Here is a 25,613-nt window from a genome sequence, read left to right on the forward strand (position 1 = left end):
CGTCGAGGACTTCCGTTGTGCGGTGGCCACCTAGTGTCCAAATCCTGGACGTTCTGACCGTTGGGCCGGTCCTAGGCTCCGCGACATGACATCGGATTCAACGACGAAGGGTGCGTCGGGGATGCGCCGCCGGGCGAACTCCGACGGCCGTAGTCGGCGGCGCAGGAACGCCATCAGAGTATTGGCTGTCGCTGCCACGATCTTGCCCGGATTCACGGCGGCGGCACAGCCTGCGGTGGCGGACGCGTCCGAATACCGCATCTATATGCACGGATTCATGAGCGACGGGGTCGTCGGATACAACGCCTCCGACGCCGGGCCCCCGACTCCGATCGGCCGGACACCGACCGGCCCTCCGCCGAACTGGCCGGAGGCGGCGTCACCGGACGGCCGGTTCCTGTTCGTGGCGCCGACGCAGAATCCGCGGTTGATTCCCTACGCCATCGGGTCCGGCGGGAGCCTCACCCCGCGAACACCGCTCGGTTTGCCCGACGTGCCGGTCGACATCACGTTCGCGCCGAACGGCCGCGACGCCTTCGTTCTCGTCGGCGTGACGAATGCGGCGGTGGTACCCGTGCGTTTCGACAGTGATGGGATTGTGGTCCAGAACGGTCCTGTGACGCCGCTCGGCCTCGCGATCGACGGCCTGGGCTCGGCGTCGGTGTCGCCCGATGGGCGAAATCTGTACGTGGCCAGCGTGCCGTCCAGGCAGGTGGTGGTCTTCGACATCCGCGAGGACGGTACGTTGTCCGGGGCCAAACAGCGTGTCGCCGGCGGCATGAACCCGCTGTTCCCGACGATCACCCCGGACGGCCGGCACCTGTACATCGTCAACGAACTCAGCGCCACCGTGCAGGCGTTCAACCGGGCAGAGGACGGGACGTTGTCGGAGGTGGCCGGGTCGCCGTATCCGGCGGGCCTGCTCCCGCACGTTCCGAGCATGACCCCCGATGGCCGCTACCTGTATGTGCCGAATATGGGCTCGGCCGCCATCAGCTCCTATGCGATCGAGGCGGACGGGAGCCTGCGGGCGCTGCCCACCGCCGACTTCGACCCGAGGGTGGGTGTGTACTCCGAATCGTCGGTGATGTCGCCGAGCGGCAAGGTGCTGTGGGCGCTGGGCACCGATCCGATGGGTGCCCAGGAAGTCCTGCGCCGCTTCACCATCGGCGACGACGGCACTCTCACCCGGGACGAGGCGACGGTCCTGTATCCGGGCACCGCCGTCGCCGACGGCCGGACATTGACGCTGGTACCCGCCTGACGAGCTGCGGCCGCCGCCCGGACCGACTTCGCTTCGAATCCGGTGGTCCCGGAGGGCAATTCGACAGGGCGGCCGCGACACGATGCCGTTGATCACCGCGGTGGACCAGGCGTCCGCGGTGCGTTGCCTTGGTGGCGGGCGCGCCCAGCTCCAGTGGGACCGGGAAGCCGGATCTCCGCTAATTTGGTGATGTGGCGTCGGGAATTCCCTTGGAACAGGCCGAAACAGTGATCGCGGCTGCTCGCCGGGTGGCGGGTGAGCTCGAGGAATCGGTCTGCGTCGCGGTGGTGGAGAGCGGCGGCACGATGGTGGCGTTCGCGCGTATGGACGGCGCGTCCCCGGCCGCGGTCGATGCGGCGAAACGAAACGCGGACATCGCCCTCGCATTCGGATTCGACACCGTGCACATCACCACCCCGATACCCGGTGACCACCGAGTGCCGGACCGCCGGCAGCCGGACGGTCATTCGCTGGTCCCGAACGGCGGTGGGGTGATCATCCGCATGAACGGCACCGTCGTCGGCGCCGTGGGCGTGTGCGGCGCGGCCTCATCGATCGTGGACCACAAGATCGGCACAGCCGCAGTGTCCGACCTGACCTGACCGGCGGGCAGAAGGCGCGGGCGTTGCCCCGCAGGCCGTTCGTGTCGCCCGTCTGGCCGGTTGGTGGTTTCCGCCGTAGGTGAGGCGGGGTGTAGCAGGGTTCCTCGTGGAGGGAGCCGTTGCCGGGGTCGGTCATTCGGCAGTGCCATTCGAGGACGACGAGAGACCCTCGGCCGTGGGGACCGCTTCCACAGGGGCGGGCCTGATGTCGTGGTTCAGGTCGCCGGTGGTGAGTTCGTATATTCCGGCTTGCCGAACAGCGCCATCGCGCACTGGGCGAGAAGGGGGGTCAGCTCGGGCAGTGTCGCGGCGGGCTGGGTGCGCAGGTGATGGCGCATGCGTCCGTCCAGGCCGTCGACGAAGAAATCGAAGGCCTCCGGAGGAGGCTGGGGGATGGTGGGGTCCTGGCTGACCGCGAGGCTGTGCAGTGCCCGCATTCGTTCGCCGAACAGGCGCACCATGGTGAATCGTGTGCCGGCCGAGACGGGTCCGGCGCCCATGATCTCCACGTGCATAGCCTTGGCCGCATTAGGCTCGGCCGCAAGGGTTTCCAGGTAGGTGCGGATCGAAATGTCCAGCAGGGAGCGCCAATCGGGTGGACCGTCGGGGGTGCTGGCGACCGAAACTGCGTCGGTGATTCTGTCGACCGCGACGTCCACGCAGACCTCCAGGGCCGCGCCGAAGCATTCGTCGATGCTGTCGAACAGCTCGTAGAAGGTGCGTTTCGACACGCCGGCCGCCTTCACCAGATCGATCACCGTGACGGCGTGGTAGCCCTTCTCCGCCGCGAGATCGAACGCGGCGATGCACAGCCGCCCGCGCTGGGAGCTGGCTACGTCTTCGCGGCTGAGCCGGTGCCGACCCCGGGGCAGCGAGCTGGGAGCGAACGCCTCTGCCATCGTCATGCCCCCGATGGTAGCGAATGAGAAACCTTCTCGTACCTATTGTCAGGCCTATCGGGGAACGGTAGCGTACCTCACAACCCGCATTGAGGTACGACGCGGTATTTCGATAGTGCTCGGGAGCTGATCCCGAAAGACATGGGGAGTTGCGATGAGGCCCAAGGCAGGATTGCGATGGGGTGCGGCGGTAACGACCGTCCTGGTGATGGGACTGCCCGCGGTGGCGTCGGCGGCGCCGCTGGCTCCGCTTCCGATTCCGGATCCGCCGAAGTGCGGCATCTGGGGGTGCACCGATTCGCCGCCCGATCTCGGCGTGCCGATCCCGGATCCGGGCCCCGAACCCGAGGTGCCCGCGGGCGGCTGGACCTGGGGCAACCCACCGCCGGAATCGGAGTCGTTGATGTGGGTCGACTTCGACCGCGACAGCGTGCCCAACTGGGCCGACAACTGCCTGCTGGTGCCGAATCAGGATCAGGTCCCGGCGACCAAGCCGGCCGACGGCAGTGTGCCGGTGAGCCCAGAGGCCCACAACATGGCCGTCGAATGGAAGTCGGAGAATCCGAACTCGAACTATCGCCTGGCGGACCAGTTGGGCGAGGCGTGCTCGTCGTACAACGAGAATTGGCGCCTGACCTATCAGGCATTCCGGACATCGAGCAATGAGCGCAAGCGCGACATCTTCAAATTCATGGGTGAGGGCGGGCCGATGTTCGGTCCCGACAACATGGTGCTGGCAGTGCCGACCTGTTCGACGCTGCCCGCCTCGGTATCGATCCTCGAGCTGACGTTGCGGCTGCCCGTCGGCAGTGTCACCAACGCGCTCGCCGCCATTCTGACTCCCGCGATCACCGACCATTTGTCGTGCAGCGGGCCTTTCGTCAAGCTGATGGAAGACGTGGCCATGCTGGCCTGGGCCGGTAAGCACCAGTACCAGCCGACCAACGAAGGCGGCACGATCACCAACCGGTTCCTGCCGCTCCCCACGGATATTCCGCAGCTCGCGCCGCTGTACAGGCTGTTCCCGTGGCTGTTCCCGGCCGGTGACGGGCAGACCGTGCAGGGCAGGGTCAGCCGCGGCGCCAAGTCGACGCTCGACGGCAAGGACGCGATCGTCCTCGACTGGCGCGCGGTCGGCGGTGCGGGCATCGGGCAGGGGCCGACCACCTATCCGGTGACCGATCAGAAGCTGAGCGACTTCTTCAATATCGTCAACGGTCTCGGGAACGCCGCGGGCAACACCATCGAGGGTGCGATCCTGCGGGCCCTGCCGTTGGCGATCGGCAATGTCATCAAGGCCGTTCCGCCGCTGAACGCGCTCGACCCGAACTATCTGATCTACGACGCCTGTCGTGCTGTGCAGGAAGGCTTCTGGGCCTGCACTGTCCAGATCGGCGCCAAGCGCGAATCGGACCACATCGAGACGGTGATCGACGAAGCGTGGATGCCGATGGAGACGCTCGACCCCAGCATCATCAACCACTACCAGTGGGAGGCCACGCACCTGGCCGACACGACACCGGAACGATACGGGCTGCCGCCACAGCTCGGTCTCTACAACTGACCGAGCCCGCCGGACCGCGCGGGCGAGGGCCGCAACTCGTGCGACAACGGTTGCGGCCCTTGGCCTCCCACTGATCGGCGGACGGTTTGGGCAAGGCCGCCGACGGATTGTGCGAGGTCGGTGAATCCGTTGTCGTACAAGGCCCCTGTGACGCCGCTAGTGGACGGGCTGGGTGAGTTCGTTGTGCTCGTCGTTGACCAGGTGGAAGGCGTAGGCGAGGCTGGTGATGGCTGTCTGCCATCCGTCGCGGCTTCCCACGCCGACGGGGTCGCGGGCGATGGCCAGCAGCACGGTCGCGGCGTCGATTGCGTGTGCCGCGGCGTTGAGCAGGGTGGGTGCCGGGGCGGGCGCGGTGCGGGTGGCGAGTGTGGTGATGCGCTGCCGTGGTGTTCTGCCACGGCGGCGGTTCACGCCCGCCGACCTGCCCGGCTACGCGGGCCGGCTGTTCGACTATCTGCTGATCGATCCGGCGGTGCTGCGGTTGTCGACGTGGGCGAATCTCGAACGGCCCGAGGCGACGTCCGGGGAGATCGGTGCGTACCGGCCGAAGGTCGAGGCACTGCGTGAGCACGCCGACGCCGACGCGGCCGATGTGCTGGCGCTCGTGCTCGGCCTCGTCACCGCTTGGGCCGACGCCTCACCGTCACTGCGCACTCTCGCCGCCGACGGCCCCGAATCCCCGCAGCGCCTCGAGCGGCACCGCACGGCCATGACCGCCGCCGTCGCCGCCGTGTCGCGTGAACTCGAACGGTCGGCGGCGCCAGAGCCGCCCTGATCCCTCGCAGCACGACGTCACGCCCGTGCCGTAGTAACTCGTGGACCCTGATCTACCGAGTTCGGCCGCGCCGGGTTGGAGTGGACCGCATATCAGAGTCGGACGTGCCGGTGAGTCAGGCTGTACCCCCGGTTCGGCCGTGCCAACCGTGGCGGGCAATGGCTACGCTGTGTCCGGCTCACTGGAATTGGTCGAGGACCTGCCGGCTTTCGGTCGCCAGTGCGACGAGTCGGCGTCCGATTCTGTCGGCGAGCCGGCGATTCATACGGATGGTGGGGGCGGCGACGGAGAGTCCGGCGATGGGCTGGCCGGTGCTGGTGCGAAGCGCGACTCCTACTGCGGTCAAACCCTTTTCGGTGTCATCGGCGTTGACGGCGTAGCCGAGGCGTCGGGCGGATTCCAGGGCGCGTTGCAGGGTGGTCCAATCCTGGTCGGTGAGGTGGGCTTCGCGGTCGTCGGCGGGGGTGGGCCCGCGGCGGGCGTAGAGGCGGGCGAGTTGGACCGCGGTGAGATCGGCGAGCATGGCTTTTCCGGTGGAGGCGGTCCGGGCGGGCATGATCGCCCCGCGCCGATCGCCGACCCGTAGTGCCTGTTGCGATTCGACGCTGCCGATGAATCGGACCCAGCGGCCGCTGCGCACGACCAGATGCACGGATTCGCCTGTCTCATCGCGGAGTTGGCGCATGAGCGGGCGGGTGAGCAGGTTCAGCCGGCTGGTTGCCCGATGTTCGACGGCGCCCAGGAACAGTGCGGGGCCGGGCAGATAGCGGCGGGTGGCGTCCTGCACGGCGAAGTCCCGGTACACCAGCATCGACAGCAGGCGGTGCGCCGTCGAGGACGAGATTCCCAGAACCGCGGCCGCGTCCTTGACCGTGAGTTCCCCCTGGTCGCGGAGGATGGCGATGAGCAGTAGGGCGTTGTCGACAGAGCTCTGTGGATAGGTGGGTCGATCCCGCATAGCAGAATCCTAGTGCATTTATGAGACGGATCACATTAGCGTCGAATCCAGCTTCACATCACAGATAGCTGGAAGGAAACGCGGTGGCCACGACGTCCGAGGCGGACGCTGCCGATCAGGTGGCGTTGTCGCAGTTGTACCGAGATTTCGAGCATGAGCATCTGGTCCCGTTGTGGACGCAACTGGGGGATCTGATGCCGGTGCAGCCGAATTCCGATGCGCGCCCGCATCATTGGCGTTGGTCGACGCTGGCGCCGATGGCGGCACGCGCGGGAGAGCTGGTGCCGGTGGGCCGCGGCGGTGAGCGCCGTGCGATCGCGCTGGCAAATCCGGGACTGGGTGGCGCGCCGTACGTGTCGCCGACATTGTGGGCGGCGATCCAGTATCTCGGTCCCCGCGAGACCGCGCCCGAGCATCGGCATTCGCAGAACGCCTTCCGTTTCGTCGTGGAGGGCGAAGGTGTGTGGACGGTGGTCGACGGGGACCCGGTGGCGATGCGCCGCGGGGATTTCCTGTTGACGCCGGGCTGGCATTTCCACGGCCACTACAACACCACCGGTCGGCCGATGGCCTGGATCGACGGCCTCGACATCCCGTTCGTCCGCTACACCGACTCGTCGTTCTTCGAATTCGGTGCCGAGCACCCGGAAACTACTGCGACACCGAGTATTTCGCGTTCGGAACGGTTGTGGGCACATCCGGGCCTGACCCCGGTATCGCAGGCGGGACGGCGTCCGAGTTCGCCGATCGCCGCGTACCGGTGGGAACACACCGACCGGGCCCTCACCGACCAGCTCGATCTGGCGGACAAGGGATTTCCCGGTGCGGTGGCGCCGGGGCACGCGGCGGTTCGGTTCACCAATCCGACCACCGGCGGCGACGTCATGCCGACGATGCGCGCCGAGTTCCATCGCCTGCGTGCCGGGGTCTCCACCGCCACTGTCCGGGAGGTCGGATCGTCGGTGTATCAGGTCTTCTCCGGAGCCGGGCGGGTGCGAGTCGGGGACTGCGAGTACGGGGTGGACCGCGGTGACCTGTTCGTGGTGCCGTCGTGGCAGCCAGTGGCGATCACCGCGGGCGTCGGCGAGCATCTGGATCTGTTCCGGTTCGCCGACACGCCGATTTTCGAAGCACTGCACCAGTTCCGGGCCGAGGTGACGCGATGAGACTGGCGACGCTGCGATCGGATGCGGGAACGTTCGCCGCCAGGATCGCCGACGACGGCGCGGTGCACGATCTCGGAATCGGTGATGTCGGTCAGTTGCTCGCGCTGCCGGGCTGGGAGTCGATCGCCCAGGGCGGCCGCCGCCGGCATGTGGCGGTCCTCGACTATGCACCGGTCGTGCCCCGGCCGGGAAAGATCGTGTGCGTCGGGCTGAACTACCGCCACCACATCACCGAAATGGGCCGCGAGATCCCCGAATATCCCACCCTCTTCGCGAAGTTCCCCGAAGCGCTGGTCGGCGCCGGTGACGACATCGTGGCACCGGCAGCCAGCGCGCAGCTCGACTGGGAGGCCGAACTGGCGGTGGTGATCGGCCGCCGCGTCCGGCATGCCGACCGCGGTGCCGCGGTAGCGGCCATCGCCGGATACTCCGTGCTCAACGACGTGACCGTGCGGGACTACCAGTATCGGACACCGGAATGGTTGCAGGGCAAGACATTCGAGGCCACGACACCCTTCGGGCCGACACTGGTGACACCCGACGAATTCGATCCCGCCACCGCGTGGCTGTCGGGGTGGGTCGACGGCGAGCAGGTGCAATCGGCCACCCCGGGCGATCTGGTCTTCGATGCCGCGGCGCTGATCGAATACATCTCGGCGATCCTCACCCTGGCACCGGGCGACGTCATCGCCACGGGCACCCCCGGCGGCGTCGGTCACGCCCGCACCCCGCGCCGCTACCTGAGCCCGGGTGCTGTTCTGCGCACCAGCGTCTCGGGGCTCGGTGAACTGCGCAACCCGGTGGTCGCGGAGACGATCACCGGCGCGGTGCCGGTCGGGTCGGGAGCCGATCATGACTGAGACCCGGCCCGAGACGGCCCTGGACTGGATGCTCGGCGGCACTGCCGTTCTTCTCGACATCGTCGACCGACTGCCCGATCACCAACTCGGGCTGGACAGTTCGCTGCCCGGCTGGACACGCCGTCACGTGCTGGCTCACCTGACGGGCAACGCGCGGGCGCTGGGGCGCCTGGCCGACTGGGCGGCGACCGGTGACCCGAACCCGATGTATCCGAGTCCCGAGGCTCGCGACGAGGAAATCTCTTCCCGCGCAGGCGAACCCGCCGACCGGCTGCGCCAGGATCTGCGCGACACCGCGGCCGGGCTGGAGCGGCGGCTGCGCGCCCTGACTCCGCAGCAGTGGCGCAGACCGGTGGTCACCGCCCAGGGGAGGACGGTCGCTGCCACCGAGATTCCGTGGCTGCGCAGCCGCGAAGTGTGGGTCCACGCAGTCGATCTGGCCGCGGGGGTCAGCTTCGCCGACGTGCCCGCGCCGGTATTGGAGCGACTGGTCGCCGACGTGATCGCATACCGCGCGCAGCGGGGCACCGATCCGCTGTTCGCGGTCGAGTTCGAGAACGGGCGCCGCTGGCCGGCCGACCACTCCGCACCTGTGATCGCGGGATCGATGCCTGATTTGGCGGCCTGGCTGACCGGGCGGGGCCCCGCACCCGATCCGGCGGCGCCGTCGCTGAGCCGTTGGCTGTGAACATCGAAAGGCACATGTCACCATGCAATCTCGAACCGAAGCGTTGATTGTCGGCGGGGGAGTGGCCGGTCTGGCCACGGCGCTCGCCCTCTCCCGCACCGGGCGCACCGTCCGCCTCATCGAAAAAGCGCCGCTGTTCGGTGAAGTCGGCGCCGGGTTGCAACTCGGCCCGAACGCCACCCGCATTCTGGCCGCGTGGGGTCTGCTCGGCCGCGTCGTCGACAGCGGTGTCGTACCGCGCCGCATCTCGTTGCGGGACGCGCTGTCCGGCGACTGCCTGACCGCGCTGGAACTGGACGCCGACTTCGAGGACCGCTACGGCGCGCCGTACGTCGTCACACACCGCAGCGACCTGCATCGGATTCTGCTCGACGCCGCCCGCGACGCCGGCGTGGATCTGCGCACCGACAGCGAAGCCGACACCGTGACCGAACACGCCGACCGTGTCGTCACCACACTGACTACCGGAGAACAGTTCTCCAGCGACATCGTGATCGGCGCCGACGGGCTCAACTCCCGGCTGCGAGCAACCATCAGCGACGACGCACCCGTACCGTCCGGCTATGTCGCCTACCGCGGCGCGATGCCGGTCGGCGCCGCGACCGGTTCGGACCTCGACGAGGTTGTCGGCTGGATCGGACCCCGATGCCACCTGGTGCAGTATCCGTTGCGGCAGCGCGAAATGCTCAACACCGTCGCCGTGTTCCGCAGCGGGCGATTCGACGCCGGCGCGCCGGAGTGGGGCGGCCCGGACGAACTGGACCTGGCGTTCGAGAAGTGCTGTGGGCCAGTGCAATCGGCGCTTGAGCAGTTGTGGCGCGATCGCTGGTGGCCGATGAGCGATCGCGAACCCATCGGCAGCTGGCACCGGGACCGGCTGCTTCTGGTCGGCGATGCCGCCCACCCGATGTTGCAGTACCTCGCCCAGGGCGCCTGCCAGGCGATCGAGGACGCCGACACCCTCGCAGGCGCCCTCGGTGCCGCACCCCTCACCACCGGACGGTGGAAACAGGCGGTGACCGATTTCCAGAACCGCCGTATCCCTCGCACCGCCCGGGTACAGACCACCGCGCGCTGGTGGGGCGACCTGTGGCACTGCGACGGCATGACCGCCACCCTGCGCAACGCCTATCTGCGCGAGCACGACCCCAGCAGCTACCGCTACAGCGACTGGCTGTACGCCGACACCACCAGGAGTACCCGATGACCCTCAGGCTCGATGCCGAAATCCCCGTTCATATCGCGCGGCACCTCGATCGCGAGTTCCGGCTGCTGATCGGTGGTCGCTCGGTCGCAGCAGCGTCCGGCCGGACCTACGACGTCCGGTCACCGGCTACCGAAACCGTCATCGCGTCCGTCCCGGACGGTGACGAGACCGATGTCGAAATTGCCGTCGCCGCAGCGGAATCGGCGCGACATTCCTGGCGGATGACCCCGGCGCCGGAACGCGCGGCGATTGTGCGCCGGGTTGCTGATGTGATCGAGCAGCACGCCGAGGAATTGGCGGCCCTGGATTCCGTGGACGCGGGGTCGCCCATCGCCAATGCTCGCGCCGATGTCGCGATGGCGGTGGAGCATCTGCGCCTGTTCGCCGCACTCGCTTTGGAGATGAAGGGCGCGACGATCCCGGCCAGCGCCAACCTGCACTACACGTTGCGGGAGCCGATCGGCATCTGCGCGCGGATCGTGCCGTTCAACCATCCGCTGATGTTCGCCTGTAAGTTCGCCGCTCCCTTGGTCGCCGGCAACTGCGTGCTGGTGAAACCGCCGGAGGTGGCGCCGCTGTCATCACTGCGACTGGGGGAGTTGCTGGCGGGCGAGCTACCGCCGGGAGTGCTGTCGATCCTCGTCGGGGACGGTCCGGCCGTGCCCCGCGCCATCGCCCGCCACCCGCAGGTGCGACGCATCGGGTTCATCGGTAGCGAACCCACCGGCCGGGCGCTGCAGCGCGAGGCGGCCGAGCACACGGTCAAGGACATCACACTCGAACTCGGCGGCAAGAACGCCATGCTCGTGTTCGACGACGCCGATCTCGAAAAGGCCGCCGCCGGAGCGGTATTCGGCATGAACTTCACCTGGTCCGGGCAGTCGTGCGGATCCAACTCGCGGCTGCTGGTGCACGAGAGCGTCGCGGAGGAGGTCACCGCCCGGGTGGTGGCCGAGGTGGCGGCACGCACGGTGGGCAGCCCGTTCGACGAACACTGTCAGCAGGGGCCGCTGGTGTCGCAGCGGCAACTCGATCGCGCTCACCATTACATCCGCACCGCCGTCGCCGAAGGTGCCACCGTGCTGACCGGCGGTGTCCGGCCCGACGGCCTCCCTCGCGGTCACTACCTGCGGCCCACCGTGCTCGGCGGGGTCACCCCACAGGCAACCGTCGCCCGCGAGGAGGTGTTCGGCCCGGTGCTGTCGATCCTCACCTTCGACACCGAACAGCACGCCGTCGATATCGCCAACAGCGTCGACTACGGGCTGACCGCCAGCGTGTGGACCCGCGACATCACCCGGGCGCATCGCGTGATCGGCGCGCTCGATGCGGGGTTCACCTGGATCAACGGCTCGTCGCGTCATTTCCCCAATGTCCCGTTCGGCGGGTACAAGGCCTCCGGTGTCGGCCGCGAGGAAAGCCTGGAAGAACTGCTCAGCTACACCCAGACCAAGGCGGTCAACGTGCTGCTGTGACACCCGAAACCGTCTGTACCCCAAGCTCTCTCATCCTCGGAGGCCCTCATGCCCTACGTCATCGGAATCGACACGGGCGGCACGTTCACCGACGCTTTCGTCGCCGACCGTCACAACCGGCTCGCCGCCGCCAAAACACCCTCCACCCCACCGGATTTCGCCCGCGGCTTCCTCACCGCCATCGATGATCTGGCCGGTGCGCTGGATATCACGACCGCGCAACTGCTGTCGGAGACCGACTACATCGTGCACGGCACCACCTCCACCCTCAACGCGATCGTCACCGGTGACGTTGCCCGGGTCGGATTCCTGACCACTCGCGGCCACGCCGATTCCATCTCGATCATGAACCTGGAAGGCCGCTACGCCGGGCTGGGCAGCGACGACATCCAGCACATGGCTCGCACCGCCAAACCCGCGGCATTGGTGCCGCACGAGCGCATCCGCGAGATCGACGAGCGCATCGACTACAAGGGCGCGGTGATCGTCCCGCTCGACGAGCAAGCCGTGCGCGACCAGGTGCGCGCGCTGCTGGCCGACGGCGTCGAATCCATCGCGGTGAGCCTGCTGTGGTCGTTCCGGAACCCGGTGCACGAGCAGCGCATCCGCGAGATCGTCCGCGAGGAGGCTCCGGATCTCTATGTGGCGCTGTCGAGCGATGTGAGCCCGCGTATCCGCGAATACGCACGCAGCGTCACCACGATCATGAACACACAGGTCGGCCCCCGGCTGGCAGCCTACCTGCGGCCGCTCGAGGATGAGCTGAAGGATCGCGGCTTCACCGGCACCCTGCTGGTGATGCAGGGCTCCGGCGGCTGCGTATCATCCAAAGACGCACCCTCACACGCGATCACGACCATCGGATCGGTCCTCACCGGCGGTGTCATCGGGTGCCGCAATCTCGCAGAGACACTCGGGCACCGCAACGTCATCTCCACCGATATGGGCGGGACCACGTTCCTGGTCGGACTGGTCCGCGACGGCCAACCGGTCACCTCGACATCGACGGTGCTCAATCAGTACACCGTCAGCACGCCGATGGTCGACGTGCACACCATCGGGGCCGGGGGCGGTGCGATCGCCTGGATCGACGCGGGCGGCAACCTGCGCGTGGGCCCGCGCAGCGCCGGGGCACGGCCGGGTCCGGCGTGCTACGGCGCCGGTGGCACCGAGCCGACGGTGACCGACGCCGACGTCGTGCTCGGCATCGTCAACCCGGACAACTTCCTCGGCGGGCGCAAACAGCTATCGAAAGAACTTGCCACCGAAGCAATCCGGACACATATCGCCGAACCCCTCGGCCTGTCGGTGGCCGACGCGGCACAGGCGATCTACGCGATCCAGAACGCCCAGACCGCCGATCTGGTCCGCAAGGTCGTGGTCAACACCGGCCAGGATCCCCGTGACTTCGTGCTGTATTCGTTCGGTGGCGCCGGGCCGGTGCATGCGGCCAGTTACTCGGCCGACCTCGGTGTCGCCCAGGTCGTGGTGCCGCTGGGATCGACCGCGGCGGTGTTCTCCGCCTACGGCCTGGCCGCATCGGACATCGTGCTGACCGCCGAGCGCAGCCGCCCGCACACCTTCCCGCCGCCGGACACTGCCGTGAACGAGGTCTACACCGAGCTGGAAGACGAACTGCGGCAACGCCTGCGAGATCAGGGGCTCCGGTTCGAGACCGTGACCTACGAACGGGAAGCCGACATTCGCTACACCATGCAGATGGCCGAGGTCTCGACCCCGGTCCCCGGAGGGCAGCTCGCCGGGGACGATATCGCCGGCGTCGGCAGCGAATTCGAACGCCGCTACGAGAGCATCTACGGCAAAGGCTCCGGCTTCGCCGACGCCGGACTGCAGGTGATCACCTACCGGGTACGCGCCGTCGGGCACCTGCCCATCCGCCCGATCCTGCCCGAACACGCAGTGCACCAGGGCGATCCCGTCCCGCGCGGCACCCGCGAGGTTTTTCTCGACGTGGTCCACGGCCGGGAAGCGGCCGCGATCTACGACTACACGGCGCTGGGCGCCGGTCATCGGCTCGTGGGGCCCGCGGTCGTGGAAGCGCCGACGACCACCGTGGCACTGCCGCGCGGCACCGAGGCGACCGTCGACCGTCTCGGCAATCTCGTCATCACCTACCGGTCCGCGGACGCGGACACCGATGTCACGAAGGAGGGCTGACCCATGCCCGCAGTTCCCGTGGCCGGTTCGGAACGCTTTGCCGTTCAACCGGAATCACTTGCCACCGACACCCGCGCGGTCGGTGCGGTTGCCTTGCACCGGGTGGACCCGGACGAGGTCACCGCCCTCGACCCGCTGACCTACGAGGTCGTCCGGCACCGCCTGGCGGCGATCACCGAGGAGATGGGCGACGCCATCAAGCGTATGAGCGGCTCGGTCGTCGTCACCGACTGCAACGACTTCGGTGCCGCCATCCTCGACGAGACCGGTGACACCGTCCAGGTCGGCCTCTACAACATGCAGCTGGCCGCCTCGGTCGACATGGCCGCGAAATGGACACTGCACCACCGCAGTTCGAATCCCGGGTTCGGGCCCGGCGACCTGTTCCTGTGCAACGACCCGTGGGTCGGCGGCGGGCTGCACCAGAACGACGTCACCGTGCTGGCGCCGCTGTTCCACGACGGCGAACTGTTCGGGTGGACCGCCGCCGTCGCCCACCAGGTCGATCTCGGCGGAGTCTCCCCCGGAAGCTGGTCGGTCGACGGCCGCGACGTGTTCTGGGAATCCATCCCCACACCGCCGGTCAAGATCGTCGAAAACGGCCGTCTGCGAGCCGATGTCGAGGACGCATACCTGCGGCGATCCCGTGTACCCAAGCTGGTCGCGCTGGACCTGCGCGCGAAGATCGGTGCCAACAACGTCGCCCACGACCGGCTGCACGCTCTGATCGGCAAGTACGGCGCCCGCACGGTCAAGGCCGTCATGAAGCGGATGATGAACGACGCCGAGACCCGGGTGCGGGCGAAGCTCGCCGAACTCCCCGACGGCAGCTGGGGTGCGGTCGCGCACCAGGACGGCGGCCGCGCCGGCGACCGCGCGATCCACAAGATCGTGCTGACCATGACCAAATCCGGCGACCGGCTGACCTTCGACTTCACCGGTACCGACCCACAGGTCGATGGCATCATCAACTGCACCCTGGCCGGGCTGCGCGGCGGTATCATGCCGGTACTGCTCACCATGCTCTGCCCCGACATCCCCTGGGCACCCGGCGGCATCTACCGCGCCATCGGCATCATCAGCGAGCCGGGCACGCTCAACAACTGCACCTTCCCCGCCGGAATCGGCAAGGCCTCGGTCGCCTCGGCATGGGCGACCCAGAATGCGGTGTCGGAAACCGTCGCGGCCATGCTCGCCACCCACCCCGTGCACTCCCGCCAGCTGATGAGTGTGTGTTGTGGCACTTGGGATCTCACCCTGCTCGCCGGTGTCGACCAGCGCGGCGGCGGCTTCGTGACCATGCTGTGCGATGCCATGGCCGGTGGGCTCGGCGCCAAGATCGATGGCGACGGCGTCGATACCGGCGGCGAGAACTGCATACCGATGGGCCGCGTCGCCGACGTGGAGATCAACGAATTCAGCTTCCCCATCCTGTATCTGTGGCGGCGCGAGGAAACCGACTCCGGCGGTCCGGGTCGCTACCGCGGCGGTGTCGGCGCCTCGAGCTGCTTCATCCCGCACGACACCGGCCCGGACGGGCTGCATCTGGTCGTCTCCGCACCGGGCAAGGCAGTGCCACAGGCCCCCGGACTGTCCGGCGGCTATCCCGCCGCCACCCAGCACGACCTCCTCATCCGCGACAGCGCTGTCCGCGCCGCCTTCGCCGCCGGACGCATACCCGCCGCTTTCGACGACATGGGCGGCCGCCGCGACGTGGTCCCACCGCACCTCGAGACCGCCCTCGGCGCCGACGATGTCTACTACACCCATTGGCAAGGCGGTGGGGGCATCGGGGACCCGTTCCTGCGTGAGCCCGAGATGGTGGCCGCGGACGTCCAGGCGCACAAGGTATCTCCCGACGCGGCACGCCATGTATACGGCGTCGTGCTCGACGACCAGGCCCACCCGGACCTCGACCGTACCGCTGCCTACCGGCAGCAGGCCCGCGCTGAACGTGCCGGCGCCACAACCACTCTCACCATCATTCCGGGAGAACGACCGTGATCATCGACATCAATCTCGAGACCGGCGGCGACGGCGCGGTGTGCTGCCGTCACTGTGGCGCGCAGGTCGGCGCGTCGCCGCAGCAACCGATGTCGCAGGCGCTGGTGCGGACCTCGGCCGCAGCGAACGCGGGCCCGGGCATCAAGGAGGACCCGGCACTGTTCACCGACCGGACCATGGCACTGCGGCAATCGTTCTGCCCCGGCTGCCTGACAGCACTCGCCACCGAGATCGTCCCCGCCGACGAACCGAACTACCGAAAGTGGGCCCTGGCATGAGGTATTCGAACATCGACCGGAAGGTCGTCGTCGTCACCGGAGCCGCACAGGGTATCGGCGCCGGCTACGCCCAGCGGCTGCACAGGGAGGGCGCCACGGTCGCCGCCGTCGACCTGTCCCCGGCCGTCCAGGAGCTCGCGGACTGCACCTCGCACCACATCGTCGACGTCGCCGATCCGGACAGTTGTCGCACGCTGGCCGCCGAGCTCGGCGAACGGTACGGTCGCGTCGACGGTGTGATCAACAATGCCGCGATCTTTTCCACGATCCGGATGAAACCGTTCTGGGAGATCACCCCTGCGGAATGGGACCGGCTCATGGCCGTCAATCTCAAGGGGCCCTGGCTGCTGACCGCGACACTGTTACCGCTGCTACGACGTTCGGATGGTGCCAGCATTGTCAACATCGGCTCCGACGCCGTGCAACTCGGCAGATCCGGATACCTGCACTACGTGGCCAGTAAGGGCGGCGTCACCGCCATGACCTTCTCGATGTCACACGAGCTGGGGCAATACGGGATTCGCGTCAACACGCTCTCACCCGGCCCCGTTTACACCGAGGTCGCCCGGGAGACCGTATCGCCGGAACAGAAGGACGCCATGCTCGCCGCCCAGGCACTGCACCGTACCGCCGGACCGGACGACATGACGAGCCTCGCGGTGTTCTTGCTCAGCGACGACAGCAGTTACCTGACGGGACAGACGATCTCGGTCAACGGCGGGCTGGTACACCGATGAGCGACATCACCGAGGTCCGCCGGTTGGTCGCCACCTCCAGTCGCATCCTCGCCCGGCACGGCCAGGGCGACTTCATCTGGGGCCACAGCTCGGCCCGCGACCCCGAGGACCGGGGTGTGTGGATCAAGGCCAGCGGCTGGGGCCTCGACGAAATCACCCCCGCCCGTGTGCATCTGGTCGACCGCGGCGGAAAAGTTGTCGACGGCGAGGGTGCGGTGCAGTTCGAATACCCCATCCACACCGAGATCATGGCCGCACGTCCCGATGTCGGGGGAGTGGTGCATACCCACGCGCCGCACGCGATCGCGCTGGCGGCCGCAGGGAAGGAGTTGGTGCCGGTCAGCCACGCGGCCAACTACTTCGTGCCTCCAGCGGTGCCGCGGTTCACCGCGACCGCGGACCTGATCATGACCGCCGATCTCGGCAGGGCGGTCGCAGAGTGTCTCGGCGTCGCGTCCGCGCTGTTCCTGGTGAACCACGGAATCGTCACGGTCGGACCGGATCTGCCGACCGCAACGTTCGCTGCGCTACTGCTGGAGCAGGCGGCCGAACAGCAGCTACGTACCATGGCTTTCGGGGACGCGCTGCACTGGTCGAACCCGGCGGAGTCGCTGGCCAAACGCGAACACATCTACAACTCCACCGCGATCGGCAAGGCGTGGGACTACCTGGTACGAACCACCGTGAACACAGCAAGCTCACCAGCCGCCGATGGGGTCCCAGCGAGGATCAGCTCGCCCGAATGAACACCGCGACGACCGCGGCAGCCTGCTGCGAGGCAGGCCGCCGCGGTCCGGATCGGTTTCGGGAACCGTTGGCACAGTGTGGAATTCAGGCTTGACCGGTGTCGATACGGCTGATCTTGCCGTCGGCGTCGACGGTGAACGTCCAGCGGGTACGCATCTGTCCCCAGCGGTCGTTGCGATAGTTCGCGATCACCCTGAGACCGTCGCCGGATTCGGACTCGATCTCGAAATGGCCGTGAGTGGTGAAGATTTCGCGTTCGGCCCATTCGGTGAGGTCGTGCGGACGACCGTCGTCGGACAGCGTCGCGCCGGTGGCGAGGGTGTTGTAGAACCCGAGCCGGTCTCCGGTGTTGACCGCGGTCACCAGGGCACGGACGGATTCGCTGCTGGGCTGATCGGAGGTTGTCATCACGGTTCCTGCTGTGAAAGGGGTTGGGGTGGAGGCTGTTCGGTGCTGCTGGATTCGAACGAACGTCAGCCGCCAGCGGGCACCGTGATCTAGAACTGCTGCTCGAACGAAGGCTTCCCGAAGTCGCCGCGCAGCGCGGCACGCCACTCGTCGGCGTGCTCGAGGAGCATGCGTTCCATGCGGTCGAGCTGGTCGAGTCGCCATTCGGCGGTCTTGGTGAGGTCGGTGCGGAGGTTCCTTCGCTGTCGCTCCGCGAGGTCGGAGAACGCGTTGTCGGGCATGGCCATCTCCTGGGGGTGGTGTGAAATGGGCGCGGCGCCCGGTGTTTTCGTCCGGGCGCCGCGCGGGTGCTGTCACCGGGTGGTGTAGCCGCCGTTGGCGAAGATGGTCTGGCCGGTGACCCAGCCGCCGTCGGTGACGAGGAATTCGACCAGCGGGGCGATGTCGTCGATCTGCGTCAGGCGTCCGCCCATGGCCTGGGATTTGTGGAACTCCACCCGTTCCGGGGTTTCCTGGGGGTAGAAGAACGGGGTGTCCATCGGGCCGGGGGCGACGTTGTTGACCGAGATGCCGCGGGCGGCGAACTCTTTCGCCGCGGCGCGGGTGAAGTGCTCCACCGGGGACTTGGCGCCCGCGTAGGTGGAGTAGCCGTCGGTGAAGGCCGCCAGCAGCGAGGTCACCACGGTGACCACCTTGCCGCCGTCGTTGAGCCGCTTACCGGCCTCCTGCAGGAAGAAGTAGGCGGCCTTGGAGTTGATGTCGAACATCGAATCGTATTCGGCCTCGGTGGTTTCGGTGATCGGCTTGCGCAGCACCTTGCCGACGGTGTTGATCGCGATGTCGACCGAGCCGAACGCGTCGACGGCGGTGTCGAACATGCGCCGCACGTTGGCCGGGACGGTGAGGTCGGCCTGGAATTTGACCGCCTTGCGGCCGGTGGCCTCGACGGCGGCGACGGTCTTGTCGGCGTCGGCCTCGCTGCTCGCGCTGTTGTAGTGCACCAGCACGTTCGCGCCGCGCTCGGCGAGGCCGGTGCTGATGAGGCCGCCCAGGTTCTTCGCGCCCGCGGCGACGATCGCCGATTTGCCTGCCAACACTGTGCTCATGGGGTGAGTCCTTCTTGTCGGTTCGGGATCTTGCGAACTCGACGCTAGGAACGTATTGCACAAATGGGAAACAGAACTTATTGGTTTACTTACCACTATTAGTTGTTTGCGCAGGATATGCTCGCCTGGTAGTTCGATCCGGTTGTGGTTCTGCGCGTGCGTGTGCGGACCGACCGGGTGGTACGAGGTTGCGTCGCGATGTGCCGCAGGTTATCGGCGCGGTATCGGCGAGATGGTGCGTGGGTTGTCGCCGGTGGTGAGCAGGTCGCGGATGGCCGATCGGGTGTGTGGCAGCCAGACGCCCTGGACCGGGGCCAGGGGCGGGTCGGTGAGATTGATGATCTGCACGGTGCCGCCGAGTGCCGGACCGGGTGGCTCGGTGACGAAGGCGACCGCGTCCGGGTAGTCGAGAACCGCGGTGGCGGGCGTCGTGCCCTGAATCCGGTTCACCACCAGTGTCGGTTCGAAACCCGCACGGCGACAGGTACTCAGGATGAAATCGGTGTAGAACGACGTGCCCGGCGGCGCCCAGACGATGAACCGTTCGTCGCGCAGGTCGCGAATAGCGATGGTGCGGTGTCCGGCGAGGTGGTGGTCGCGGGCGACGGCGACGTGCAGCGGGTGGTAGGCGATCACGGCGGCCGCCAGTGTGGCGGGGACGGTGGTACCGCGCCGCAGCGCGAGGTCGACCGAGCCGTTCAGGACCGCCGTTTCGAGGTCGCTGGGGAACATTTGCAGCGCGGTGACCGACACGTCCGGCATCCCGTGGCGAACCGGTTCGAGCAGGCGGTGTACCTCCTCGGCAGTGATCGCCGGCGTGTGCGCGACGACGAACGGCCGACGCTGCGCGGCGGCGGCGTCGCGGACCTGCCGCGCAAGCACCTGACCCGCCGACAGCAGCACCGACGCGCCGTCGCGCAGCGCCTTCCCGGCCGGGGTCAGGCGCACCTGCCTCCCGGTGCGGTCGAACAGCGTCACCCCCAGTTGAGATTCCAGCTTGGCGACCGACGCGCTGAGCGCCTGCTGGCTCAGGTGCAGCTGCTCGGCGGCCTTGCTGAATCCGGAATGCTCCGCGACACACAGGAATTGCTGCAACCGCCGCGAGTCCAGCGGCTCCTCGGTCGGCGACACCGCGGGATTGAGCATGCGCCGCATGCTACCGGCTCGCGCGACCCCTACCGGAATTCGGCGCTGTCTTAGCACGGCGCCCGCTCGACCTGCACTTACAATTCCTCATTGTAGGTAGCCAGCTATTTACTGTTTCCGAATCGACGGGGCATGGACATACCGTCGATATCCGGCGTGGACGGCGACGTTGCCGCGACATCACCGTCCACGCCACCCCAATCGCCCCGAGGGCGTGTGGCGATCGAGGAGGAGGACATGCGGCTGCAATCGCTGTGGCGGTCCGGTGACGAGCCGCCGGTCACCACGATGGAGTTGTTCTTCGATCTGGTGTACGTCTTCGCCGTCACCCAGTTGTCGGCGACGCTGCTGCATCACCTGACCGTTCGCGGCGGTGTCGAAACGCTCGTGCTGTTCGGCGCCGTGTGGTGGGTCTGGAACTACACGGCATGGGCCACGAACTGGGTCGACCCCGACCGGGTTCCGGTGCGGGTGCTGCTGGCGGTGCTGATGCTGTTGAGCCTGATCATGTCCGCGGCCATCCCCGAGGCGTTCGGAGACCACGGCCTGCAGTTCGCGGTCGCGGTGGCCGCGATGCAGGTGTTGCGACCGTTGTTCATGGTGATCGTGCTGCGCGGCCACCAACTGTCGCGCAACTACCTGCACCTGGGCATCTGGTCGACCGCCGCGAGCGTGCTGTGGATCGTCGGCGCCACCGCCGACGGAAACGCCCGACTGCTGTGGTGGGTCGCGGCGCTCGCGGTCGACGTGCTCGGCCCGGCAGCGAACTACGCCGTACCCGGACTCGGGCGCACGCCCATGTCGACATGGACGTTGTCGCCCGCTCATCTGGCGGAGCGGTGCCGTCTGATCGTGATCATCGCCCTCGGTGAATCGGTCCTGTCGATCGGGAAGACCTATGCCGAACTGTCTTCGGGGGCACGGGCTTCGGCGTCGCTGATCGTTGCCTTCGTGGAGACGTTCGCGCTGTGGTGGCTGTACTTCACCCGCCGATCCGACGGGGCCGTGCACCGCGTGATCCGTTCGGGTGATCCGGCGAAGCTGGGCCGCGGCGCCTACGCCTACGCGCACGCCCTGTTGGTGGCCGGGATCATCGTGACCGCGGTCGCGGCCGAACAAACCATGTCGCACCCCGACCACCACGCCGAGTGGCCCGACGTGCTCGTCATCGTCGGCGGACCCGCCGTGTTCGCCGTGGGCATGCTGGTGTTCCTGATCTCCACCGGCGGCTTCGACCGCACCGAACGCCTCGCCGGGGCAACGGGTTTCGCTGCCCTTCTCGCGCTAGCCGTGGCCGGCGGGATGGCGGGCTGGCCGCTGCTGCTGCTCGACGGCGCCGTCGCCGCCGTCCTGCTGGCATTGGCCGTTGTGACCTCACTACCTACCGCACAGGCGCCCAACACGGCGCCGGAACTGGAGACCAGATGAGCCGCACCACCGTCGTCATCCTCGTCGGATTCGTCCTGCTCGCCGTGTTCGTGCTCGTCGGCTCGGCCTTCGGCAAGCGCGGAATCCGCCGCGCCACAGAGGATTTCCTGCTCGTCTGGCTGGCACTGGTCAGCGGCAACATGGCCGTCGGCGTGATCGACGAAGGCTACGGCTTCGCCGAGGAAATCCCCTTCTGGCTGCTGAACTTCCTGCCCGCCGCGGCCGTCGCGGCCGTCGCCCGCTACGCGGCGCGCCCCCGGAGTGCGTAGTGGCCGCATCGAAGCCGTTGCGCACCAAGCGATTGTGAGATCCGGGACCCGCGCCCGGTGTGCCGTTCGAGAGGTGGGAAGCAGCGCTGTCGGGGATGTTCGTGCCGTTGCGGGTCAGTCCCCCTTTCGGGACGGGCGTTTCACGGTCGGTTTGCGCACAGTCGTCTGTCGGACGTCGATCTGTCCACGATCGGCGGTAGCTCCCAGCGGATGTGGCGCAGCGAGGAATCGGCTGGCGCGGCGGTGTCGATGAAGTTCACGCCGAGTTCGACGGCCCGCCGCAGGACGCGGAAGGCTAGTCGGGATCGGCCGGGTCGCCCCGGACGCCGGAGCCGGTGATCTGCATGGCGCCGTAGCCGAGCCGGTGGACGGGCAGGTCGCCGCCGAGGTTGTAGCTGCCGGACGCTTTGTTCGGGTGTTGTGCTCATCGTGAAGTCCCTGGGGTTGCGGTGAGGCGCACCAGCATCTTGCCGGTATTGGCGCCGTTCATCATGGCGGTGAATGCGTCGAAGGCATTGTCGATGCCGTCGACGACGGTTTCGTCGGCGCGCAAGGTGCCGTCCGCGAGCCAGCCCGCGGCCTTGGCGGCCCACTCGGGAGCCTGGTGCAGGTGGTCGCTGACGTTCATGCCGCGCAGGGTGATTCGCTTGCCGATGGCCAGGGGGAGGTGGCTGGGGCCGGGCGGGAGTTGGGTGTCGTTGTAGATGGAGATGGCGCCGCACAGCGCGATGCGGCCGCGTAGGTTCATGGTGGTCAGTGCGGAGTCGAGGTGGTCGCCGCCGACGTTGTCGAAGTAGACGTCGACGCCGTCGGGTGCGGCGGCGGCCAGGTCGGGGTGGATGGTGCCGTTGCGGTAGTCGATGGCGGCGTCGAAGCCGTACTCGTCGAGGAGCCGGGCGGTCTTGGCGGGCCCGCCGGCGGAGCCGATCACCTTGGCGGCGCCGAGTTGCTTGGCGATTTGTCCGGCGACGGAGCCGACGGCTCCTGCCGCGCCGGAGATGAACACCACGTCGCCCTCGCGTACGGGGGCGACCTCGGTCAGGCCCGCCCACGCCGTGAGGCCGGTCGTGCCCAGCACGCCCAGATATGCCTGGGCCGGAGCGAGATTCGGGTCGACGACCTGTGCCTTCCCCGCGTCGAGCAGCGCGTACTCACGCCAGCCGTCGAAGTGGGTCACGGTCGACCCGACCGGGATCGTCTCCGAGCCGGAGGCGATCACGGTGCCGACCGCGCTGCCGGTCATGGGCTCACCGAGAACGAAAGGGGGAATATAGGATTCGACGTCGTTCATGCGGCCGCGCATGTACGGGTCGACCGAGAGCCAGTCGTTGCGGACCAGTACCTGGCCGGGGCCCGGATCGGGAACAGTGGCGGTCGTGAATTCGAAATCGGCCGGTTCGGGTGCGCCGACGGGCCGGGTGATCAGACGCCATTCGCGGCTTGTTGTGGGCATTATCGTTGTGCTCCTGAAGGTTTCGAGGGGGTGAGTCCGTCGAGCAGTGCGGTGGTGGTGCGGTGCAGCAGGTCCGTCCGGTCGGTGGACAGCAGACCGATGGTGGCGGCCAGCAGGATCCGTGCCGCGTCCGCCGGGTGGTCGATGTGCTCGGTGGTGAGGGTGGTGGTGATCAGGGAGTGGAGTTCGTCGGTGAACTCGCGGCAGATGTCGCCGCAGAGCCGGGCCTGCTCGTCGAAAATCTCGGTGGCGTGCGGGGATTCGGCGAAGTGGCCGGTGGCGAGCTGGACTTTGGCCGACAGGATGCCGTGTATCCGGTCGACGAGAGGGCCGTCGGCTACGGCGGCCTCGCGGGCATGGGAGAGGGCCTCGGTGTGCAGCCGGTCGGCCACCCGGCGTACAGCGTCGTCCTTGCTACGGACGTACTGGTAGACCGCCGACCGGGAGACACCGACCTCTGTGGCGATGTCGTCCACGGTAGTCCGGCGCACGCCATAGCGCAGCAGGCAGCGCAGGGTCGCGTCCAGGATGTCCGCGGTGCGGTCGGCGGCCACGGAGATCAGAGCGCCTTCAGCATCTCCGCGGCCAGCGGTGCGGAGGAGGCCGGGTTCTGGCCGGTGTAGAGGTTGCGGTCGACCTCGACCCGCGGAGCCCAGGGCTCGCCTTCGCGGTAGTCGACGCCGAGTTCGACCAGGCGGTCCTGCAGCAGCCACTTGGCCTTGTCGGCGAATCCGGCCTGCGTTTCCTCGGCGTTGCTGAAGGCCGCGACGCGGTAGCCGGCGAAGGGGGACTTTCCGTTCGCGTCGGCGGTGGCCAGCAGGGCGGCGGGGGCGTGGCACACCACGCCGAGCGGCTTACCGGAGGCGAGGGTGTCGGTCAGCAGCTTGCCGGAGACGGTGTTGACGGCCAGATCCTCCATCGGCCCGTGGCCGCCCGGGTAGTAGACCGCGTCGTAGTCGGCCAGCTGGGCGTCCTCGAGTTTGATCGGGTGGGCCAATTCGGTGGCGGCAGAGAGGGTTTCGGCGATCTTCGCCGCGCCGTCGGGCCCGCCGTTGACCTCGGGCGCCAGGCTGCCGCGGTCGACCGACGGGACGACGCCACCCGGGGTGGCCACCACGATGGTGTGCCCGGCGGCCTTGAACGCCTCGTAGGGTGCGGCGAACTCCTCGCCCCAGTATCCGGTGGGGTGCTTGGTGCCGTCGGCCAATGTCCAGTAGTCGACGCCGGTCATGACGAACAGGATGCGTGCCATCTAGAACTCCTTCGGGGAATGATGCGGGCTCCGACGGGCTGACACTTCGTATGTGTTTCGTCAGACCGTCGAGACCCACGCTAGGACGGCATCCATCACCTGACCAATAGAATCTCTGATATGGGACATAGGGTGACCAATAGCTCCGTTGATTTGGCGCAGCTGCGGACGTTTCTGGCCGTCTACCGAGCCGGATCGCTTACCGCCGCCGCGACCCAGGTGGGCCTGTCCCAGCCCACAGTGACGACCCAGGTGCAGGCGCTGGAACGGCACCTCGGCCGGCCGCTGTTCGAACGGTTGCCCCGGGGCGTGGCCCCGACAGCGGCGGCCCACGACCTGGCCGCGCGGGTAGCCGATCCGATGGACGCCCTGGAGGGCGTCATCGGTAGCCGGTCAACGGAGAGTGCGCCGCTGCCGGAGCCGCCCGTTCTCCTCGGCGGCCCGGCCGAGATGCTCGCGATCGTGGCCCTGCCTGCCCTGGCGCCCCTGGTCGGCGACGGAGTCCGGCTGACCGTCACCACCGGACTCACCGACGATCTGCTGACCGACCTGCGGGCGGGCAAACTCGACCTGGTCATCGCCACCACGCGGCCGCGCGGCCGGTCGGTACTCGCCGAGCCCCTCGCGGACGAGGAGTTCGTCCTCGTCGCCGCGCCCGAGGTCGCCGATAGCATCGACGTCGACCGGCTACGCGCCAATGATCCCGGCGGCCTGGTCGGGGTTCCGCTGATCAGCTACGCCGCGGATCTGCCGATCCTGCGCCGCTACTGGCGCCATGTCTTCGGCATGCGCTTGGAAGCCGAACCCGCGTTGACCGTCCCGGACCTGCGCGCGGTCCTCGCCGCGGTCGCCGCGGGCGCCGGTATCAGTGTGCTGCCGCGCTACCTGTGCGCACGCGAACTCACCATGGGAACCGTTGTGACGCTTATGGATCCCGACGATCTACCGATCAATACCGGATTCCTCGCACGTCGCGTCGGCGGGCCCCTCCGGCCGCACGTCGACCGCGTCCGCGCCCAGTTGCTGAACGCGGCGAAAACCTGGTGAGCGATCCTGGTCGAGTACCGCACTGCCGGATGATTGTTCGTCAGCCGCGATTGCGAATGTCGCAATAGATTCGTCAGAGTTCGCTGGATAGTCGGAACGCCA

At 67.9% G+C, this 25,613-nt stretch carries 27 protein-coding genes and 1 pseudogene; 17 read left to right on the plus strand and 11 right to left on the minus strand.

What is annotated here, in order from left to right; translation table 11 throughout:
* The first annotated feature begins 85 nt into the window (after nt 1–85).
* A complete protein-coding gene (locus tag NM1_RS09465; protein WP_084519315.1) occupies nt 86–1,264 on the plus strand; it encodes a lactonase family protein in 1,179 nt (392 codons plus the stop codon).
* A 191-nt stretch (nt 1,265–1,455) separates the two neighbouring features.
* Nucleotides 1,456–1,866: a GlcG/HbpS family heme-binding protein gene (locus NM1_RS09470; protein WP_084519316.1), complete on the plus strand. Its 411-nt coding sequence runs from the start codon at nt 1,456–1,458 to the stop codon at nt 1,864–1,866.
* Nucleotides 1,867–2,081: 215 nt separating this feature from the next.
* On the opposite strand, the gene NM1_RS09475 is transcribed toward NM1_RS09470, so the two are convergent.
* A complete protein-coding gene (locus NM1_RS09475) occupies nt 2,082–2,771 on the minus strand; it encodes a TetR/AcrR family transcriptional regulator (protein WP_068016711.1) in 690 nt (229 codons plus the stop codon).
* Between the two features lie 148 nt (nt 2,772–2,919).
* Between NM1_RS09475 and NM1_RS09480 the strand changes: the two genes are divergently transcribed.
* Nucleotides 2,920–4,329: a thrombospondin type 3 repeat-containing protein gene (locus tag NM1_RS09480; protein WP_147288827.1), complete on the plus strand. Its 1,410-nt coding sequence runs from the start codon at nt 2,920–2,922 to the stop codon at nt 4,327–4,329.
* Nucleotides 4,330–4,485: 156 nt separating this feature from the next.
* On the opposite strand, the gene NM1_RS43850 is transcribed toward NM1_RS09480, so the two are convergent.
* The gene (locus tag NM1_RS43850) at nt 4,486–4,740 is read right to left on the minus strand and encodes a hypothetical protein (protein ID WP_147288826.1); all 255 of its coding nucleotides are present in this window, start codon (nt 4,738–4,740) and stop codon (nt 4,486–4,488) included.
* On the opposite strand from NM1_RS43850, the gene NM1_RS09485 reads away from it, so the two are divergent.
* Nucleotides 4,703–5,104: a hypothetical protein gene (locus NM1_RS09485; RefSeq protein ID WP_147288825.1), complete on the plus strand. Its 402-nt coding sequence runs from the start codon at nt 4,703–4,705 to the stop codon at nt 5,102–5,104. The genes NM1_RS43850 and NM1_RS09485 overlap by 38 nt on opposite strands.
* 178 nt (nt 5,105–5,282) lie before the next feature.
* Here NM1_RS09485 and NM1_RS09490 read toward each other — a convergent pair whose 3' ends face one another.
* The gene (locus tag NM1_RS09490) at nt 5,283–6,062 is read right to left on the minus strand and encodes an IclR family transcriptional regulator (protein ID WP_068016719.1); all 780 of its coding nucleotides are present in this window, start codon (nt 6,060–6,062) and stop codon (nt 5,283–5,285) included.
* 83 nt (nt 6,063–6,145) lie between these two features.
* Here NM1_RS09490 and NM1_RS09495 point away from each other — a divergent pair, with 83 nt between their 5' ends.
* The 10 genes from NM1_RS09495 to NM1_RS09535 are packed head-to-tail and all read left to right on the plus strand — an operon-like array spanning nt 6,146 to nt 17,401.
* Nucleotides 6,146–7,228, plus strand: coding sequence for a cupin domain-containing protein (locus NM1_RS09495; RefSeq protein WP_068016723.1), 1,083 nt, complete (start codon nt 6,146–6,148; stop codon nt 7,226–7,228).
* Entirely contained in the window at nt 7,225–8,088 is an 864-nt protein-coding gene (locus NM1_RS09500; RefSeq protein WP_068016726.1) for a fumarylacetoacetate hydrolase family protein, read from the plus strand. The genes NM1_RS09495 and NM1_RS09500 overlap by 4 nt, the downstream gene beginning before the upstream one ends.
* Entirely contained in the window at nt 8,081–8,776 is a 696-nt protein-coding gene (locus tag NM1_RS09505; protein WP_068016729.1) for a maleylpyruvate isomerase family mycothiol-dependent enzyme, read from the plus strand. The genes NM1_RS09500 and NM1_RS09505 overlap by 8 nt, the downstream gene beginning before the upstream one ends.
* A 22-nt stretch (nt 8,777–8,798) precedes the next feature.
* Entirely contained in the window at nt 8,799–9,983 is a 1,185-nt protein-coding gene (locus NM1_RS09510) for an FAD-dependent oxidoreductase (RefSeq protein ID WP_068016732.1), read from the plus strand.
* Nucleotides 9,980–11,458, plus strand: a complete 1,479-nt coding sequence (locus NM1_RS09515; RefSeq protein ID WP_068016736.1) for an aldehyde dehydrogenase family protein — start codon at nt 9,980–9,982, stop codon at nt 11,456–11,458. The genes NM1_RS09510 and NM1_RS09515 overlap by 4 nt, the downstream gene beginning before the upstream one ends.
* A 48-nt stretch (nt 11,459–11,506) precedes the next feature.
* Nucleotides 11,507–13,636, plus strand: a complete 2,130-nt coding sequence (locus NM1_RS09520) for a hydantoinase/oxoprolinase family protein (RefSeq protein WP_068016739.1) — start codon at nt 11,507–11,509, stop codon at nt 13,634–13,636.
* Nucleotides 13,637–13,639: 3 nt separating this feature from the next.
* Nucleotides 13,640–15,640, plus strand: a complete 2,001-nt coding sequence (locus NM1_RS09525; RefSeq protein ID WP_174556857.1) for a hydantoinase B/oxoprolinase family protein — start codon at nt 13,640–13,642, stop codon at nt 15,638–15,640.
* Entirely contained in the window at nt 15,637–15,918 is a 282-nt protein-coding gene (locus NM1_RS43855; RefSeq protein ID WP_174556858.1) for a hypothetical protein, read from the plus strand. Before NM1_RS09525 ends, NM1_RS43855 begins: the two co-directional genes overlap by 4 nt.
* Complete coding sequence (locus tag NM1_RS09530; protein ID WP_068016742.1) at nt 15,915–16,655, plus strand: SDR family NAD(P)-dependent oxidoreductase; 741 nt, start codon at nt 15,915–15,917, stop codon at nt 16,653–16,655. The genes NM1_RS43855 and NM1_RS09530 overlap by 4 nt, the downstream gene beginning before the upstream one ends.
* Entirely contained in the window at nt 16,652–17,401 is a 750-nt protein-coding gene (locus NM1_RS09535; RefSeq protein ID WP_068016745.1) for a class II aldolase/adducin family protein, read from the plus strand. The genes NM1_RS09530 and NM1_RS09535 overlap by 4 nt, the downstream gene beginning before the upstream one ends.
* Nucleotides 17,402–17,486: 85 nt before the next feature.
* Here NM1_RS09535 and NM1_RS09540 read toward each other — a convergent pair whose 3' ends face one another.
* The 4 genes from NM1_RS09540 to NM1_RS09555 all read right to left on the minus strand — a co-directional run bounded on the left by NM1_RS09540 (nt 17,487) and on the right by NM1_RS09555 (nt 20,062).
* Nucleotides 17,487–17,810, minus strand: coding sequence for a hypothetical protein (locus NM1_RS09540; protein WP_068016748.1), 324 nt, complete (start codon nt 17,808–17,810; stop codon nt 17,487–17,489).
* A gap of 89 nt (nt 17,811–17,899) precedes the next feature.
* A complete protein-coding gene (locus tag NM1_RS09545; RefSeq protein ID WP_147288824.1) occupies nt 17,900–18,091 on the minus strand; it encodes a hypothetical protein in 192 nt (63 codons plus the stop codon).
* A gap of 72 nt (nt 18,092–18,163) precedes the next feature.
* Nucleotides 18,164–18,916, minus strand: coding sequence for an SDR family oxidoreductase (locus tag NM1_RS09550; RefSeq protein WP_068016755.1), 753 nt, complete (start codon nt 18,914–18,916; stop codon nt 18,164–18,166).
* A 210-nt stretch (nt 18,917–19,126) separates the two neighbouring features.
* Entirely contained in the window at nt 19,127–20,062 is a 936-nt protein-coding gene (locus NM1_RS09555; protein WP_068016951.1) for a LysR family transcriptional regulator, read from the minus strand.
* A gap of 237 nt (nt 20,063–20,299) precedes the next feature.
* Between NM1_RS09555 and NM1_RS09560 the strand changes: the two genes are divergently transcribed.
* Nucleotides 20,300–21,490: a low temperature requirement protein A gene (locus NM1_RS09560; protein WP_068016953.1), complete on the plus strand. Its 1,191-nt coding sequence runs from the start codon at nt 20,300–20,302 to the stop codon at nt 21,488–21,490.
* Nucleotides 21,487–21,759: a hypothetical protein gene (locus tag NM1_RS09565; protein ID WP_068016758.1), complete on the plus strand. Its 273-nt coding sequence runs from the start codon at nt 21,487–21,489 to the stop codon at nt 21,757–21,759. The genes NM1_RS09560 and NM1_RS09565 overlap by 4 nt, the downstream gene beginning before the upstream one ends.
* Nucleotides 21,760–21,998: 239 nt before the next feature.
* Here NM1_RS09565 and NM1_RS43860 read toward each other — a convergent pair.
* The 4 genes and pseudogenes from NM1_RS43860 to NM1_RS09580 all read right to left on the minus strand — a co-directional run.
* A pseudogene (locus NM1_RS43860) lies at nt 21,999–22,135 on the minus strand (aldo/keto reductase); the annotation flags it as partial.
* A 48-nt stretch (nt 22,136–22,183) separates the two neighbouring features.
* Nucleotides 22,184–23,212: an NADP-dependent oxidoreductase gene (locus tag NM1_RS09570; protein WP_068016761.1), complete on the minus strand. Its 1,029-nt coding sequence runs from the start codon at nt 23,210–23,212 to the stop codon at nt 22,184–22,186.
* Nucleotides 23,212–23,766 (minus strand): TetR/AcrR family transcriptional regulator, encoded by a 555-nt coding sequence (locus tag NM1_RS09575; RefSeq protein ID WP_068016764.1) that lies wholly within the window; start codon nt 23,764–23,766, stop codon nt 23,212–23,214. Before NM1_RS09575 ends, NM1_RS09570 begins: the two co-directional genes overlap by 1 nt.
* A gap of 5 nt (nt 23,767–23,771) precedes the next feature.
* Nucleotides 23,772–24,464, minus strand: a complete 693-nt coding sequence (locus tag NM1_RS09580) for a type 1 glutamine amidotransferase domain-containing protein (RefSeq protein WP_068016767.1) — start codon at nt 24,462–24,464, stop codon at nt 23,772–23,774.
* A 120-nt stretch (nt 24,465–24,584) separates the two neighbouring features.
* Here NM1_RS09580 and NM1_RS09585 point away from each other — a divergent pair, with 120 nt between their 5' ends.
* Nucleotides 24,585–25,511 (plus strand): LysR family transcriptional regulator, encoded by a 927-nt coding sequence (locus tag NM1_RS09585; RefSeq protein ID WP_068016770.1) that lies wholly within the window; start codon nt 24,585–24,587, stop codon nt 25,509–25,511.
* Nucleotides 25,512–25,613 lie beyond the last annotated feature (102 nt).

Origin of the sequence: Nocardia mexicana NBRC 108244 (genome assembly GCF_001613165.1) — a bacterium.
Classification (GTDB): domain Bacteria; phylum Actinomycetota; class Actinomycetes; order Mycobacteriales; family Mycobacteriaceae; genus Nocardia; species Nocardia mexicana.